Origin of the sequence: Rhodopirellula bahusiensis, from assembly GCF_002727185.1 — a bacterium.
Classification (GTDB): domain Bacteria; phylum Planctomycetota; class Planctomycetia; order Pirellulales; family Pirellulaceae; genus Rhodopirellula; species Rhodopirellula bahusiensis.
This window is the reverse complement of record NZ_NIZW01000004.1, coordinates 49,331-64,873: the sequence shown is the minus strand read 5'-3', so window position 1 is coordinate 64,873 and position 15,543 is coordinate 49,331. Positions and strand designations below refer to the sequence as shown.

The following is a 15,543-nucleotide window of genomic DNA, read 5'->3' as shown; positions in this document are numbered from 1 at the left end:
GCATGAGTGATCGACAAATTGCGTTGGTCGGTTTGATCGCGACGATTGGTCTGCTGACGTTGACCACGGGATGCGTTCGAGCGGTTTCGAACACGCCCTTTCCGGCACCGCCGGTGGTTTTGAATGCATCGCCCGACATTTATCAGCTCGCCGCAGCGGTCAATCGGACGGACGCCGTTCAGCAATTGTCGACGAACTCCGCCAAGTTGGATGTGTTGTCGATGCCGGCGGTTCCCAAACTCAACGCGACAGTGAATCTGCAGCGAGAGAAGCAGTTTCGACTGAAGGCCAGCGTCCCAGTCATCATGGGAGCGGGCATTGATCTCGGTAGTAACGAAAACGAGTTCTGGTTCGAAGTCCCAGAAACCATGACCAAGAAAACGTTGTTCCACGCCAATCATAGTGAGTACGCGGCACAATTGAATCGGTCGATCTTGCCCGTCGATCCGAGTTGGTTGATCGAAGCGATCGGTTTGGCTCGTTTGGACCCGAGTTCCGTGCTTGGCGTGCCGGTGCTTCGCAGCGATGGATTGATCGAGGTTAGGACTTCGGTGCCATCTTCGTCCGGGACCTATCAGCGAGTGATCTTCATCGAGCCGTCGGAGGGTTACGTCACCAACTTATTCTTGTATTCGCCGGATGTTCGGCTCGTCGCGAAAAGTGTTTCTTCGGATCACCGGTACAACGAAGCGGCCAATGTCGTTTTGCCACACCGAGTCAAAATGGAATTGTTCCCCGCCGCCGGTCCACCTCTTGCGATGCAGTTGGAGGTTGCCTCTTACACAGTCAATCAGCTGTTGTCAGGTGATCCCGAATTGTTCACGATGCCGACAACCAACCCGAACAAGGTCGACTTGGTCCGGATGGCCGGCATGGGCTCGCCGGGAGGATTTGGAAGCACCGCGACGGGAGCGATGGGATACAGCCCCGCATCGACGGGGCCGATCGTGCCCGCTTCGGAAGCTCCCTGGACGCAGTCGGTGGGGATGCCAGGTTCAGCCGCAGCGTATTCCGCCAACGCACCCACGGGCCCACCGCTACGCGGCATTCGCTACGAGTGATTCTCTGAAAGTGGTCCGGCATTCGCTCTAGCCGTGGTCGTCCGGACGTGATTGTTGCCAAACAGGCAGGCTCGCGGTCCAATGCGAGTGTCTATCCGCAACCATGGTTTTGCCCACAACAGGGACGAATGAGCGACCGCGAAACCGAAAACAACGATGACCCCATCGACCATGAACCCGTCGACGATGGGGCAACTACGGATGTCGAGGCGTCGCCTGATTCCGTGATTCCCGCGAAGGTGTTGCAGGATTTCAGCCAAGGTTTCAAGCAAGCCAACCGGAAAGTCAAAACATTCCCGCAGTCGCCGGGCGTGTATCTAATGAAGGATTCCGCCGGCGTGGTGATCTACGTTGGCAAGGCCAAGAACCTTCGGTCTCGCGCCAGCAGCTATTTCTTGAAGGCGGCCAGCGAGGACGCTCGCACGGCCGATTGGATCGGTGACATCGCCGACATCGACTTTGTGGAAACCGAAAGCGAAGTCGACGCGTTGCTGATGGAGTCCCGGCTGATCAAGGACATTCAGCCGCGAAACAACAAAGAGCTGAAGGACGACAAGTCGTTTCCGTATTTGATGATCACCACTCGGGAAGAATTTCCGCGGGTGGAGGTGACTCGGGAACCACCGTCCAAAGGCGTGAAGCTTTACGGACCGTTCACCAGTGCGGGTGCTCTTCGAGGAGCGATCCAGGTGATGCAGCGGATCTTCAAGTTTCGAACTTGTTCGCTCGACATCAGTGAGTCCGACGAAAAGTGGCAATGGTTCCGACCGTGCTTGTTGGCCAGCATCAATCAATGCACCGCGCCGTGCAACTTCCGGATCAGCAAAGAGGACTACCGCCGCGACATCAAACGTTTGCAAACGTTCTTGGATGGTGGAAAGACAAAGTTGCTGCGCGAGATGCGAGGCGAGATGAAGGACGCCAGCAAAGCGTTGGACTTTGAGCGAGCCGCCATTCTTCGCGATGAGATCAACATGATCGAGCGATTGGAAGAACGGGGTGAGTTGGACACGCACGCCCAGCCCGAAGTTTTCTACATCGATCCTCAAAAGGGATTGGCGGGACTGAAGAAGGTGTTGGGACTCTCCGAGATGCCACGCGTGATCGAAGGCGTCGACATCGCTCACTTGGGAGGGAACGAAACCGTCGCCAGTCTCGTCCAATTCATTGACGGACTGCCGTTCAAGCCCGGTTACCGGCGATTTCGCATTCAGGAAGTCAAAGGCATTGATGACTTCCGCAGCATTTACGAAGTTGTGTCGCGACGTTTCCGTGGGTTATCGGATCGCCAAGAGGCGTTTCCGGACGTGTTGTTGATCGATGGTGGCAAAGGTCAACTCAACGCGGCGATGGCTGCTTTTCGAGATCAAGACATTCAGCCGCCGACGGTGATTAGCCTCGCGAAACGCGACGAAGAAATTTTTCGTCCGGGAATTTCCGAACCGCTCAGGCTGAGCAAAAACGCGTTTGCACTGCGTTTGCTACAGTACGTTCGCGATGAATCTCACCGATTTGCCCAACATTACCACCACATTTTGCGTAGTAAATCCAGTCTCGAGCGGTGAACCTTTCCGAGTGCGAAGGGTCCGTATTAAGACTAAAATGAAGTCACGACTTCACTTCCAACCTTTTCGACCAAGGCGCCCTATCACTCGTGTCAGATAAACACATCACCCTGCACGACGACTCTCCCGAACGTAGCATCTTGGCTCGTTTGATCCTGCCCGACACCGTGGTCGAAGAAGATCCGTTGGAAGAACTGCATGGGCTGGCGACCACCTCGGGGACCGAAGTGGTGGATGAGTTGATTCAGCGTCGCTCCACACCCGACCATTCGACCTACTTGGGCAAAGGCAAAGTTGAAGAACTGCGGCTGATGGTGGAACGCCATGAAGCCGACGTGGTCATCTTCGACAACGATCTGAGCCCCGCTCAAATCCGCAACTTGGAAAAGAAAACCAATGCGAAGGTGATCGACCGAACCGAGTTGATTCTGGATATCTTTGCCGCCGGAGCACGAACGCACGAATCGCGTTTGGCCGTTGAGTTGGCACAGCTGGAATACTCGTTGCCACGACTCAAACGCATGTGGACTCACCTTTCGCGTCAGTCCATGGGCGTCGGGATGCGTGGTCCCGGTGAAAAGCAGTTGGAGGTTGACCGCCGGTTGGCCCAAAAACGCATCCACGATTTGAAGACCGAGTTGAAGAGCGTTGAATTGCGACGCGAACGCCAGGTCGCGGCTCGCTCGGATTCACCGACTGTTTCGCTGGTGGGTTACACCAACGCGGGTAAGAGCACTTTGATGAACGCTCTGACCGACGCCGGCGTGATGGCGCAAGACAAACTTTTCGCAACGCTGGACACTCGAACGCGACGATGGCATCTGCCTGAATGGGGCCACGTGTTGCTGAGTGACACGGTCGGTTTCATTCGTGACCTGCCTCACTCTTTGGTTGCCAGTTTTAAGTCGACGTTGGAAGAGACTCGTCAGGCGGAGTTGTTGTTGCATGTCGCAGATGCGAGCAGCCCGCAAGTCTTTGAGCAGATCAGCGCGGTCTATCAGGTGCTTGAAGAGTTGGGCATCGAAGCCAAGGACACATTGTTGGTGCTCAACAAAATTGATGCGATCACCAGCCCACGTGTGCTGAACCGCGTGTTGGATCGATATCCCAATGCGATTCCTGTCAGTGCACGCTCGCGGTCCGGTTTGAAGCCGTTGGCTCAGGCGGTCGGCGAAGCACTGTCACGTGAATTCTTGGACGTTGAGATCGGCGTGGCTCATCACGATGGCAAACTGCTTTCGTTCCTATCTGCGACCGGCAAGATCGAATCACGCGAGTTTGGAAACGATCATGTTATTGTGCGAGTTCGCATGCCAGCGTCCGCGATGGGAACGGTCAAACGCAGCGCGTTGAGCGTGACACCAACGACGCTTGAAATGTGGAAGCAAACTGCATCGGATGATGAGTCCAAACAATCCGACGAGAATTCGGCGGAAGAATCGGTCGAACGTTCGAGCGACGTGGCTTGAACATGCCGCTGCCGTTTCAGCAGGTTTGGAAATCTCAGGATGCCGTGGCGATTGTCACTGGCGCCAGCAGCGGAATCGGGTTCGAGTTGACTCGAATGTTGGTCAACGAAGGTGCTCACGTCGTTGCGGTTGCGCGACGACGAGAGCGACTGATCGAGCTTGCCAATGCAACGTCACATCCCGAACGTGTTCACTGCATCGCCGGCGATGTGACGGATGCCGCGACCCGAGAGGAAGCGATGCGAGCAGCGGATTCGCTTCGTGATGGCGAATTGGATTTGCTGGTCAACAACGCGGGCGTGGGAGCGATCGGGCCTTTTGCGGACGCGTCGCCAGAACGCATGCGCCGGGTGATGGAGGTGAACTTCTTTGCCCCCGTTGATTGGACTCGCGATGCAATTCCGCGGCTGCGTTTGGCGGCTCAAAAAGACGTGCGTCCGGTGGTCTGCAACATCGGTAGTGTCTTGGGGCACCGAGCGGTTCCGGACAAGAGCGAGTACTGCGCCAGCAAATTTGCACTGCATGGCTGGAACGATTCTTTGCGAGCGGAACTGGTTCGCGAAGGGATCGGCGTGACGATGGTCAGTCCCAGCACGACTCGCAGTGAGTTCTTCGACTCGCTGGTTGAGACGGAACCCGATCAAAAGTCCAACAGCATCGGCAGCTGGCCTCCCGCTCGTGTCGCTCAGGCAACGTTGACTGCAATCAAGCGTGGTCGCAGCGAGGTGATCTTGAGCCTAGGCGGCAAAGCTTTGGTGTACGCCGATCGCGTTTCACCACCCGTGATGAACGGCATCCTGGCCAAACGAGGTCGCTGAGCCAGGCATGCCTTTTGCGAGACCGCTGGAGATCAGTCGCGATAGTTGGGCGAGTAGCCGTCGTAGTACGGAGCGACCGGATAGGGCGTTCCGCGACCAGATGGATAAGGTGCGAACTGGTTGGTGCCGGCGGCGGGGTTTGGATAGCGATCATGGCCGCGGCCACGATGATGTCCATGCCCTGGATTGTTGCCCGGGCCATTTACATCCCCAGGGCCGTTCACATCACCGGGACCATTGATGTTGCCGGGGCCGCCACCGAGATGCTGTCCGCCCGGATACCCAGGTCCAACGGGTCCTTGTGGAGGGCCGTACTGCGTGGGGGCTGCCCATCCATAACCGCCGCCCAATCCGATGTTCAGGCCGCCATAGGGCTGACCCCAATTCGGGTAGGGAGTGCTGTAAGGACGATAGGGAAAACGCCATTCGCCGTAGGGTCGAACTGGATCGCCCCACTCTTCAACTCGGTGATAGTTGTCGGCTGATTGTCCATACGCGATCGTACTGCGGAAGTGTGTGTAGCCGCTGGTTCGGAGCGGTTGGGTGATCGCCGTGGTGGGGGCGTCGATCGGGGCGAACTGGGTGACGCGTTGGCCGGATGCAACGTCGTGGGTGTAGGTGCTCGGCATCGTCAACCAATCTGCGGATGCAGTGGTTGAATCGACGGCGAGGGTGACCGTGGCGAAACACAGAACGGCTGGAACGAGCAATTTCATAAACGCCAACGTAGTTCGCGTTTGCAATTGGAGCGGGCAAATCAAACCAAATTCGATAGCCGATTGTCTTGCCAGGCTCGCCTGATCGTTTCAATCGATACAACCGGAAGTGATCGCTCGTTGTCGACTAGGGTTGGAGATTGAATCGGGGATGCCTGCTTCGGATTAGCTCGCTTTCATAGGCTCGTCGAACGGTCAGCTTCTTCGCCGGTGAGTTAGCCGGAAAAGCATGCAACTCCAATGTCACTGGGTTGGACGCGTCGTCACCTAGGATACTCGCCAGGCCAGCATTGTGACTGCCACGCAGATGGTCGCCGATTCGGTCGCGCAATCGGATTGCTTCCCCGATGTAGAGGTAGCCCGTCGAATCACGAAACAGGTACACGCCCGGCGTGTTGGGGAGCGTGTCCAGGGCCAGGTTTTTCATCGGGTGCGTGGTCACGGTTCGGTCCCAATCCGCGACGCGAAGGACGAGCTCGGGACGGAGTCGCCTGGACTTTCGAAGACGCAGGACGGCTCGCCGAACGGTTTCGGCCGAGACCCCTTTCGACAAACGCTCGGCTTCTTGTTGCAGTTCGGACCTCATGCTGGGATCGCACAAAACGTCGTCGATCATGGCTTCGTGCCGGTCCAGCACCGTGCGAATTGCGATCTCGGCGGTGGGGATGGCTGCGTTGATGGTTTGCGAAGCTTCGCCCGAACGCTTCGTCGTGGGGACGTCCAGATCGCCTCGTTTGCGAAGTTGCAGTAGCGCTCTCAGTGCAGTCCGTTGACGATCGAATTGCGATTCTTCGTTGGGGTCGATGCCCAGTTCACGAAGGAATGTTTCACGCAACTTGTCCTGCAGGATCAATTCATCGCTGCTGTAGCCCTGGTGTGATTTTCGATAGGCGTCGCGAATTTCGTCTGCGGTGAAGCCGGTCGAATTGACGACATGCGAAGATGACGCGGTGCTCTCAACCGACTCTTGGGCGAACGCAAACGGGCTGAGTATCAAGCTCGATATGACCAGGCAAACTGTGATTGCGCACGTATTTGTTGTGCACGGGACGGTCATGCTGTTGACCGAACGGCTGTCGGGTGAGTCTTGAGTGAAGGCCGGCATGTCAAAGGATTCCAGTCGGGCAAAGTGTTCGCGTTGGGATGATTCTACCAATGATTCCTCGTGCAACAGGCTTTGACCGCAACACACCGTGATTCAGGCGGTTTGATTGCCATCATCGGGGCGAGCCGGACGATAGGAACGAAGAAATCAAACACCGGTTTGCGGCATGAGGCCGCTGCCCCACTTTTTGCTTCTGAGTCACGACCGCGGATCTGCGGCCTTTCCTGGCTTGGATAGAAGTCAATCGGAAACGGAGTTCGCCACCCATGACAAGAATCAATACCAACGTTTCGTCGCTCGTTGCACAAAACCGACTGCAGGCTAGCAACGAAGATTTGCAAACGGCATTGACTCGATTGAGCACGGGTTTGCGAATCAACAGCGGGGCGGATGACCCAGCTGGTTTGATCGCAAGTGAAGCGTTGCGAAGCGAAGTGACCAGCCTTGGTCGAGCGATCAGCAACACGCGGCGTGCCAGCCAAATCATCAGCACCGCCGACAGTGCTCTGGGCCAGGTCAGCAACCTGCTCAACGACGTCCGCGGTCTGGTCGTCGAAGCGGCCAATAATGGGGCGTTGTCCACTGAAGAGATCGCTGCAAACCAATTGCAGATCGATTCATCATTGGAAGCCATCAACCGGATTGCACAAACGACGACTTTCCAAGGTCGTAAGTTGCTCGATGGGTCGTTGGACTTTGTTTCAACCGCCGGCGGCGTGGATTCGATTCGCGACGTCAATATCGACCAAGCCAACTTGGGCATCACCGGTCAGATTGATGTGGAGGTCGTGGTTCAGTCCGAGGCGACTCAAGCGACCGTGACCACGGGCGGATTCAGCCCAGCTGCAGCGGCATCCGTCAGCTTTGGTAGCTCGACGACGGCGGACATCAATGGTGAATCAATCGATATCGTTGGGCCGGAAGGGTTCACTAGCGTTACTTTCGTCGACGATATCAACAACTCCAACCTAGGCGACGTGTCTTACGATGACACCACCGGAGTGTTGACCATCACTGGCAACTTCACCGGTGATTCCGCGACCCCTCCCCAAGTGGACGCTGATGCAAGTGCGGTTGAAATCCAAAACCTAATCAACGCGGAAGATGGATTTTCGGCTTCCGGAACAACGGTCGCTGGTACTCAGGCATTGCCCGCCGACGTCACTGCTGATGTCGCGTTCCAAATCGATGCGATCGCAGAAGGCTCGGAATTCAACAACGTTCAGATCGAGTTTGTCGACTTGAACGATGCGGCGGCCGATGATGCCGCGACAGCTTCGTTCGACGACGAGCAGAAAATTCTGACCGTGACTTTCAACTCGCAGGCCGCGACCCCAACCAATCGAGACTACGCCGCCATCGCGACGGCCATCGATGCGGTCCAGGACGATGAGGGCAACAACCTGTTCACCAGCACGAATAACTCAGGAGCGAACGCATTCGTCGCTCCTGAGCCACCGCTCACGACTGGAAACAGCGGCGGCGAGGTGCTCTTGGATGATTTGGTCTTCCAGTTGAATGGTGCCTCGGGTGCTGAGACATTCAACTTCGCTGGAGGCACGGGGCAAGATCAAATTGCCGCTGCGATCAACCTGGTCAGTGACAGCACGGGAATCTCGGCCAGCACGACAACCGGCCAGTTGCAATTCACTTCCACCGCATACGGTTCGGAAGCCTTGATCAACATCGATGTGATCAACGAAGGCACATCCGGGACCTTTGAATCTTCTCTCGCCGAAACCCGCGCAACCGGAGTCGACATCGTCGCGACGGTCAACGGTGTGGAAGCGAACGGACGTGCCAACACGTTGTCGATCAACACATCGTCGCTGGATTTGGAAGTCACCGTTGACGATGGGAGTTCCGCGAACTTCTCGTTCTCGATCACTGGTGGCGGGGCGTTGTTCCAGTTGGGGCCAGACGTCACCAGCAACCAGCAAGCTCGTTTGGGCATCGGTAGCTTGAGCACCGGTCAGCTCGGTGGAGCGAATGGTCGTCTCTATGAATTGGGCAGCGGTCAAGCCAAGAGTTTGACCAACGACGTCAACGGTGCCGCCTCGGTCATCGATGAAGTGATCGACAAAGTCACCAGCCTTCGCGGTCGACTCGGTGCATTCCAAGCCACGAGTTTGGAAAGCAACTTGGTCAGCTTGAACGAAACGCTCGCCAACTTGGAAGAAGCAGAAAGCTCGATTCGTGACGCCGACTTCGCACAGGAATCCGCGAACCTGACCCGGGCTCAGATCTTGGTTCAATCGGGAACGAACGTGTTGTCGTTGGCCAACCAAAACCCACAGAACGTGTTGTCGTTGCTCGGGTAAGCTCCCCTTTCGGCCCAGGCAAACTTTTAAGAACCAACGCCACCGATTCCAAATGATGGGATCGGTGGCGTTGTTCGTTTGAGCGGTCGCATGCCGCTTTTCTTCCACAACGTTGGCCCTTCACCGAACGGTCTCCTCTCTGTCGTGAAGCAGGTCGTGCAGTTCCACGAGGCCGCGTTTCAACGCATGTAGAATGGGCACTCTTGCCCGTCAGAGTGGTCGATGTCGGCCAAGAGTGGCCAACCTACAACAAGATCAACAAGCCGGTTTGCAACGGGCAGGGTTCTGAAGACACTCCGAACACGGCACTTCAAAACTGCACGACCTCGAAGCTCGGGTGAGAGCGGAGACTCGTTGTTTTGCAGGTGCCATCGGGAAAGAAAAACTGCATCCGCTATCAGAACGCCGGTAGCGACGGTCTGGCAGATTAGGCCCAAGCCCGTGCCAATCGGATTTTTGTGTGGGATGCGGGAGAACACTGATCTTCACTGATCGCACACGAATCAAATCGACTACCTCAAGATTAGTGTTTGATAAGCGTCGATCAGTGTTCCCAAAAACAGGAGTCCACAGCTAGCGATCGTGTTTGTGTGAGACAGGGGGAACACTGATCTTCACTGATCGCACACTAATCAGATCAACTACCTCAAGATTCGTGTTTGATAAGCGTCGATGAGTGTTCCCCAGAAAAGGGAATCCACAGGTATCGACCGCGGCATCCCGACCATTCCGGGCAAGAACCGAAAACAAAACTGCGCCCCGGATCCGTTGATATCGAGCCTAGTCGGGAACGGTACCCGTCGCCCTGGTTCAAGACAGAGTCTCTGCACATGACGTTTTCACCCCGCCCATACACGGTGTCATCGGCTCCACTCGTTGTGTTGCTCATCGCGATCCCAATGCTTGGTTGCCATCGAGACACAGGCGATCGTTTGCCCACCGCTTCGCAGATACTTGACCGAATGGCGACCACGTATTCTGAATGCCAAACCTACACCGATTCGGGAACACTCACGACAACCTACCTGTCCGATGAAGGCGAGACCCGAGAGGTAAAACCGTTTGCGACCGCCATGATTCGTCCGCATCAATTCCGCTTCGAATTCAGCGTCGAGGGTGATTCGCAGTCCCGGTACATCGTTTGGCGAGACCAGGGGCAAGTACGTACTTGGTGGGACGTTGGTCGACAATCCAAGCAGCCTGGCTCATTGGGACTTGGGTTGGCTGGCGCGACCGGGGTGTCGGGAGGTTCTGCCCACACGATTCCGGCTTTGCTAATGCCACGAGAAGTCGGAGGGCGAGCGTTGACCGACGTAACCAAAGCGAAACGTGGCGATGATCAACAACATGGCGATCACGCCTGCTTCACAATCGAAGCCCTGTTTTCCGGTGATCCGATCACGATCTGGATTGATCAAAAAAACTACCTTGTCCGTCGTATCGACAGCCGATCAGAATTTGAGGACTTCACGACGCAAGATTCGACAACCTATGATCCCGTGATCAATGAAACCATCGATCCATCCTTGCTGAATTTCCGTGCACCCTGGCAAGACAGTCTGCAAGAGTCTTTTGGCATGAAATGGTTTTGGTAAGCCTTGATGCTCCCACGCACAACCGGCGCCGATGCCCAAGCGGCCAATCCCGATGAACAGAAAGGAGACGATGGTCAGATCACGATGCATGGAATCAATCATGATTCCGCTCACACCGATTTCGCCGCATCCAAGTTCAACCTCCTGGCAGGAGGTTCGAGCGAAGCGAGGGGAGGGTTCAGCATTAGAGTCAGCGCGTAACCCTCCCCGGCCCGAAGCGGGCCGACCCTCCCGAAGGGAGGGTGAAGCGAGACTGCGTGGCCTCTTTCAGCGGGCGGGGACTGAAAGCATCGTTGGATTTGCTTCGCAAAGCATTTCCAAGCCGGGCAGCGTAAGATTGCGCGCTCAACACAGAGCGAGGCTTTTGGGCTGCTCGCTTAGATGTAGAACATCGGGGCGGCGATGTCCTGGCATTCTCGGACGACGTCGCCCAAGCGGACGCGAGCCAGGCGTGCTCGAGATTCTTCCGAAGCTTCGTTCCATCTTTGTTGCAGAGCACGCTGGGCGTCTGACATCGGTTGGTCGCCTCGATCAGTCGATTCGGTGCAGCCGATCGCTTCGGCGATGTCCAGCAACGAAATGGAATCCGGATCGACGGCCAAGACGTATCCGCCTTGAGCACCTCGAACCGCACGAACCCAACCCGTCGATTTCAATGTGCGAAGGATCTGCGTCAGATAGGGACCGGGAATGTCATGGCGTGAAGTGATCTCCGACGTACGGACTGGTTGCCCGTCGTTGCTGTGCATGGCCAAGTCCATCATCGCCAAACAGGCGTAATGGACGGCAGCGTTGATCACCATCGCAAAATTCTCCGAACTGGGTTCAACCGACCAAGGTCAATCCGAGGTGTGCAATCCGCATTCGGTCTTTTGGAATCCGCTCCACCGACCCGCTCGCTCGTCTTCGCCAATTTGGACGGGACGTGTGCAGGCTTGGCATCCGATGCTCGGGTAGCCTTGGTCGTGCAGCGGGTTGTACGGGATACTCTCTTTCGAGATCAGCGACCAAACATCTTTCTTGGTCCAGTTCGCCAGCGGGCTGATCTTCACCAGTTGAAACTTCTTGTCCCAGCCAACGATCGGAGCCTTGGCGCGATCTTCGCTTTGATCGCGACGGATCGCACTGGCCCAAGCGTGCCAACCGCTGGCCGCGCGGTGCAGAACTCGTAGTTTGCGTTCGAAGCAGCAGCGATTGGGATCGGTTTTGTAGAGCGGCCCGCCGTGAAGCGTTTCGAATTCTTCGACCGTTGTGTCAGGGTATTTGTATTGGACTTCCATCCCGTACCGCTCTTTGACCTTCTCGCGAAGATCGAGCGTTTCCTGAAACTGATAGCCGGTTTCCAGATTGAAGATCGGTGTTTCAGGAGCGATGGTGGCGAGCATGTGAATGATCGTCATGCCTTCTGGGCCGAAAGCGGTCGCCATGGTGAACTTGGGGGCGAAGCGATCCACCGCCCACTTCAAGACTTCCTGTGGCGTTGCCGATTCCAAAGAATCGCTGTCTCGCTTCAGTTCCGCCAGGAATTCTTCTGTGGGAGCCAAAGGCGGATCAGCCGCCAGTGCGCCCCGTTTGGTAGGAATCCCCTGGGCGTCGACGTCTGGGCCGGCCGCAGCAGCGTTGTGAGCGATTTCGGCAGGCGTCAGCACGCGCAGCGACGGTTTGGACGCTGACTCGGACGAGACAGGGTTGGATTCGGATTCAGCGGGGACATAGGTGGGGTTCACCACGGCTGTCTCGTTCAGGCGAATGGGCATTGCGACTCATCTCCAGACCGCGAAAACGCTGTCTGAATGACTTTTGGAAGTGTGAAACCTTACATACATGATCAGAATGGTCAAGTATCCAGATCGGCCGCCGAAGCGGTCTGCTTGAGCCGATCAAAGTGGATCCCCACGACTTTGACGTATAATGGGAAAAAGACGCTCAATTTCGCCTGATGAGCCAAGGAACCGGACCATGAACGCTTTTCCTCCTTCGAAGTCGACACATCGGTCGTGGGCTCGTTCCAAGACGAGAATGATCGCGAAAGCGGCCTTTGCGACGGGGCTGATTTGCCTGCCGTTCCAGGCGGCGACGGCGGACACATTGCTGCTCAGCACCGGTGGCCAACTCACCGGCAAAGTTCGCGAAGTGGATTCGAAGAAGACGCCTTATGTCTTGGTCCAGGTCGATCAAGAACTCTCTGTCGCCATCGCGAAAGCGAATTCGCGGATGATCGTCGGCGATGAGAAGCTGAACGAGTACCGACGCCAAGTGGTGGAGGCCGGCCAGGACGGTCAGGCTCACTACGAGCTGGCGACCTGGTGCCGAAAGAACAATCTGCTGCAGCAACGAAAGTATCACCTGATCCGAACGATTGATTTGCTGCCCGATCATCCTAACGCGAGAGCCGCTTTGGGGTACACGAAACGAGATGGCAAGTGGATTCTCACCGAGGTTTGGAGGCGCAACCAAGGTTTGGTGAAAGACCGCAAAGGACAATGGGTCCTGCCGGAGGTCGTTGCTTGGCGCGAGAACGCGGACGTCAACGACAAGATTGCCAAGCGATGGATCAAGACGGTCAAACAGTTGCTATCTAAAATCCTTCGCGGTGATGCGGAAGCGATGGTGGAGTTGAAAGCCATCAATGATCCATTGGCATCACGAGCGATTGCGAAGGAGTTGATCGACTCGCAGAAACGCGGGTCGAGTTGGCGTCCCGTTCGAATGGTGTGGCTTCAGAAATTGATGGAGTTTCGAACCGGGGCTGCTGTGGAGGCAATTGTCAAAACGGGGTTGTTGGAGTCTGACGATGTGATTCGCGAAGAAGCTCTGCGTTGGTTGCAATCCAATGAGACCAGTTCGGCTATCGCGACCTACATGCCGTGGTTGAAGAGCAACAACCCGCAGCAAGTCAAAGCGGCGGCCCGTGCGTTGTCGTTCTTTCCTAACTCTGAATCCGCGTTTGCGTACATCGATGCGTTGATCACGATCGAAGAACGGACGCAACAAGTTGGTGGCGGTTCGCGAGCCGGTTTTGATAACACCGGTGGTGGCGGGTTTTCACAAGGAAGCAAACAAGTGGTCGTGAAGAAGCCGCACCGACACCCCGAGGTGTTGCAGTTGCTCCGGTCGATCGCGCCGGACGTCGATTTTGGATATGACAAATCGGCATGGAAGAATTACTTCGCTCAACTTCGATCGCCACCACGGTCCGATCTGCGGCGTGACAGCTGAAACGCAACGCTTCTTCGCAAATAAAAACGCCTTGGTGAGCGGGCTCACCAAGGCGTTCGTTCTTTGGATTTCGTCGTCGATGACGTTTTATCGCGTGTGGGATGGGAATTTTTGCCCGGTCCGATCAGGCGACGGGTTTGACTTCGTAGCCAGGTCGGTATTCGCGACGCAGGAACGGGTTGGCCATGTCGGCGTTTTCGCCAACGAATTGTTCCGTCTTTGGATCGTGTGTCAGCATCGGACCTGACTTCAATTCCGACATGTCGGCACCGTATCGCTTCAACGAATCTTGCATGTCGTCGAGCACAGCCGACCAAGCAGGCAATTCCGAAGCGGATCGGACTTGTTCGTCGTTGTACGAGCCCGCACAACGCATGGCGACGTTGGCCAAGTTGCACCAACCGGTGCTGTGGTGGCCATTCTCGATCGGTGCGGCCAGCGTATCGGCTTTGCGGCTCTTCACTGCTTCGACGAAGTTGCTGACGTGGGCGGGCACGGTGCTCACGTCGGCTTTGAAGCTGCGAATGGTTTTGCCATCCAAGTCGACTGCTTTTCCGCTGCCGCGTTGGCCGAGGTAGTAGCCGCCTTCGCAAACGATGACATAGCCGCTGCCGGGGCCGGTCATTGGTTTGCCGCCGGGAATTTTCCAGCTGCCTTTCTTGCCCGGTTCGATCGACATGTTGCTCAACGCAATCACGGTCGGGAAGAGTTCGGTTTCGAACAATGCGAAGTGAGCATTGGGAGTTTGCCCCGCATCGTTCCAGCCCATGCGACCACCAGCGGCGATCATCTTGGACGGTGTAGAAACCTGGTCTTGGTAGGCGACGTTGCGAATGTCGTCCAGGATGTGGACACCCCAGTTGCCCATTTCACCACTGCCGGTGTTCCAATCCCAGTGCCAATCGTAATGCAGATTGTTCCGCATGATGGGCTGGTCCTGGGCTGGGCCGAGCCACAAGTCGTAGTTGACTTCTTTGGGGATTTCGAGCGGCGTGTCACGTTTGCCGATTGGACCACGAACGCCGAGCCGGTTGGCTTGCACGTATTTGATTTCGCCGAGACCTTGGTCGTCGTGCAAGAACCCGCGAGCTTCCATTTGAATGGGGTCGCTGCGCTGCTGGGTTCCCAATTGAACGATCGCACCAGACTTCTTGGCCGCTTCGACAACTTGGCGACCTTCCCACTGCGAGTGCGACAATGGTTTCTCAACGTAGACGTCTTTGCCGGCGTCGATTGCCCACAGAGCAGCCAAGCAGTGCCAGTGATTGCAAGTCGTGATGACGACCGCGTCCACATCATCTGAATCGAGAGCTTCTCGAAGATCGGTGTACGGTTTTGCACCGAACTTGCCAGCCAACGACGCGGCTCGTTTTTCATCGGGATCGGCAACAGCGACCAGTTTGGCTCCGGTCACACCGTTGACGGTGCGAGCCAATTCGCCACCACGTCCGCCAGCGCCCAAAACCGCAATGCGGACTTCTTCATTGGCAGCGGCACGAAGCGGGCTGCTCAGGGCGACGGTGCCAACGCCAGCCGCGACACCGGCCAGAAATTGACGCCTTCCGAAATTTGAAGTCGAGACTTCACGCATGTTGTTGATCCTATGAAGTTAAGAGAACGGAGGAACCGTTGAGTTTCTGTCGGTCCAGGATACGGGGGCGGTTTACGAAAAGC

General features: G+C 56.4%; 12 protein-coding genes. 7 read left to right on the top strand and 5 right to left on the bottom strand.

The window, feature by feature from the left end; all coding sequences use genetic code 11:
* The first annotated feature begins 2 nt into the window (after window positions 1–2).
* The 4 genes from CEE69_RS06890 to CEE69_RS06875 all read left to right on the top strand — a co-directional run bounded on the left by CEE69_RS06890 (window position 3) and on the right by CEE69_RS06875 (window position 4,913).
* Window positions 3–1,061: a hypothetical protein gene (locus tag CEE69_RS06890; protein ID WP_390179963.1), complete on the top strand. Its 1,059-nt coding sequence runs from the start codon at window positions 3–5 to the stop codon at window positions 1,059–1,061.
* Window positions 1,062–1,189: 128 nt separating this feature from the next.
* On the top strand, window positions 1,190–2,626 hold the full coding sequence (locus tag CEE69_RS06885; RefSeq protein WP_099259999.1) for an excinuclease ABC subunit UvrC: 1,437 nt from the start codon (window positions 1,190–1,192) through the stop codon (window positions 2,624–2,626).
* A gap of 89 nt (window positions 2,627–2,715) precedes the next feature.
* The gene (gene hflX, locus CEE69_RS06880; protein WP_099259998.1) at window positions 2,716–4,095 is read left to right on the top strand and encodes a GTPase HflX; all 1,380 of its coding nucleotides are present in this window, start codon (window positions 2,716–2,718) and stop codon (window positions 4,093–4,095) included.
* Window positions 4,096–4,097: 2 nt separating this feature from the next.
* A complete protein-coding gene (locus CEE69_RS06875; protein WP_099259997.1) occupies window positions 4,098–4,913 on the top strand; it encodes an SDR family NAD(P)-dependent oxidoreductase in 816 nt (271 codons plus the stop codon).
* A 32-nt stretch (window positions 4,914–4,945) separates the two neighbouring features.
* On the opposite strand, the gene CEE69_RS06870 is transcribed toward CEE69_RS06875, so the two are convergent.
* Window positions 4,946–5,629, bottom strand: coding sequence for a hypothetical protein (locus tag CEE69_RS06870; RefSeq protein WP_099259996.1), 684 nt, complete (start codon window positions 5,627–5,629; stop codon window positions 4,946–4,948).
* A 127-nt stretch (window positions 5,630–5,756) separates the two neighbouring features.
* Window positions 5,757–6,803: an excinuclease ABC subunit C gene (locus CEE69_RS06865; protein WP_199169822.1), complete on the bottom strand. Its 1,047-nt coding sequence runs from the start codon at window positions 6,801–6,803 to the stop codon at window positions 5,757–5,759.
* Between the two features lie 197 nt (window positions 6,804–7,000).
* Here CEE69_RS06865 and CEE69_RS06860 point away from each other — a divergent pair, with 197 nt between their 5' ends.
* Window positions 7,001–9,055, top strand: a complete 2,055-nt coding sequence (locus CEE69_RS06860; protein ID WP_099259994.1) for a flagellin — start codon at window positions 7,001–7,003, stop codon at window positions 9,053–9,055.
* 830 nt (window positions 9,056–9,885) lie between these two features.
* A complete protein-coding gene (locus CEE69_RS06850; RefSeq protein ID WP_099259993.1) occupies window positions 9,886–10,650 on the top strand; it encodes a hypothetical protein in 765 nt (254 codons plus the stop codon).
* 377 nt (window positions 10,651–11,027) lie between these two features.
* Here the strand turns inward: CEE69_RS06850 and CEE69_RS06840 are convergent, their stop codons facing one another.
* Window positions 11,028–11,453: an Rrf2 family transcriptional regulator gene (locus tag CEE69_RS06840; RefSeq protein WP_099259991.1), complete on the bottom strand. Its 426-nt coding sequence runs from the start codon at window positions 11,451–11,453 to the stop codon at window positions 11,028–11,030.
* 36 nt (window positions 11,454–11,489) lie between these two features.
* Window positions 11,490–12,407 (bottom strand): phosphoadenylyl-sulfate reductase, encoded by a 918-nt coding sequence (locus CEE69_RS06835; protein ID WP_099259990.1) that lies wholly within the window; start codon window positions 12,405–12,407, stop codon window positions 11,490–11,492.
* A gap of 331 nt (window positions 12,408–12,738) precedes the next feature.
* Here CEE69_RS06835 and CEE69_RS06830 point away from each other — a divergent pair, with 331 nt between their 5' ends.
* The gene (locus CEE69_RS06830; protein WP_099260154.1) at window positions 12,739–13,869 is read left to right on the top strand and encodes a hypothetical protein; all 1,131 of its coding nucleotides are present in this window, start codon (window positions 12,739–12,741) and stop codon (window positions 13,867–13,869) included.
* A 124-nt stretch (window positions 13,870–13,993) separates the two neighbouring features.
* On the opposite strand, the gene CEE69_RS06825 is transcribed toward CEE69_RS06830, so the two are convergent.
* Window positions 13,994–15,460 (bottom strand): Gfo/Idh/MocA family protein, encoded by a 1,467-nt coding sequence (locus CEE69_RS06825; protein ID WP_099259989.1) that lies wholly within the window; start codon window positions 15,458–15,460, stop codon window positions 13,994–13,996.
* Window positions 15,461–15,543 lie beyond the last annotated feature (83 nt).

Bases quoted from the DNA above. Each gene is read 5' to 3' on its own strand.
- CEE69_RS06885 (WP_099259999.1), top strand. From the start codon at position 1,190: ATGAGCGACCGCGAAACCGAAAACAACGATGACCCCATCGACCATGAA.
- CEE69_RS06825 (WP_099259989.1), bottom strand. From the start codon at position 15,460: ATGCGTGAAGTCTCGACTTCAAATTTCGGAAGGCGTCAATTTCTGGCC.
- CEE69_RS06840 (WP_099259991.1), bottom strand. From the start codon at position 11,453: ATGGTGATCAACGCTGCCGTCCATTACGCCTGTTTGGCGATGATGGAC.
- CEE69_RS06860 (WP_099259994.1), top strand. From the start codon at position 7,001: ATGACAAGAATCAATACCAACGTTTCGTCGCTCGTTGCACAAAACCGA.
- CEE69_RS06890 (WP_390179963.1), top strand. From the start codon at position 3: ATGAGTGATCGACAAATTGCGTTGGTCGGTTTGATCGCGACGATTGGT.
- CEE69_RS06870 (WP_099259996.1), bottom strand. From the start codon at position 5,629: ATGAAATTGCTCGTTCCAGCCGTTCTGTGTTTCGCCACGGTCACCCTC.
- CEE69_RS06835 (WP_099259990.1), bottom strand. From the start codon at position 12,407: ATGCCCATTCGCCTGAACGAGACAGCCGTGGTGAACCCCACCTATGTC.
- CEE69_RS06875 (WP_099259997.1), top strand. From the start codon at position 4,098: ATGCCGCTGCCGTTTCAGCAGGTTTGGAAATCTCAGGATGCCGTGGCG.
- CEE69_RS06850 (WP_099259993.1), top strand. From the start codon at position 9,886: ATGACGTTTTCACCCCGCCCATACACGGTGTCATCGGCTCCACTCGTT.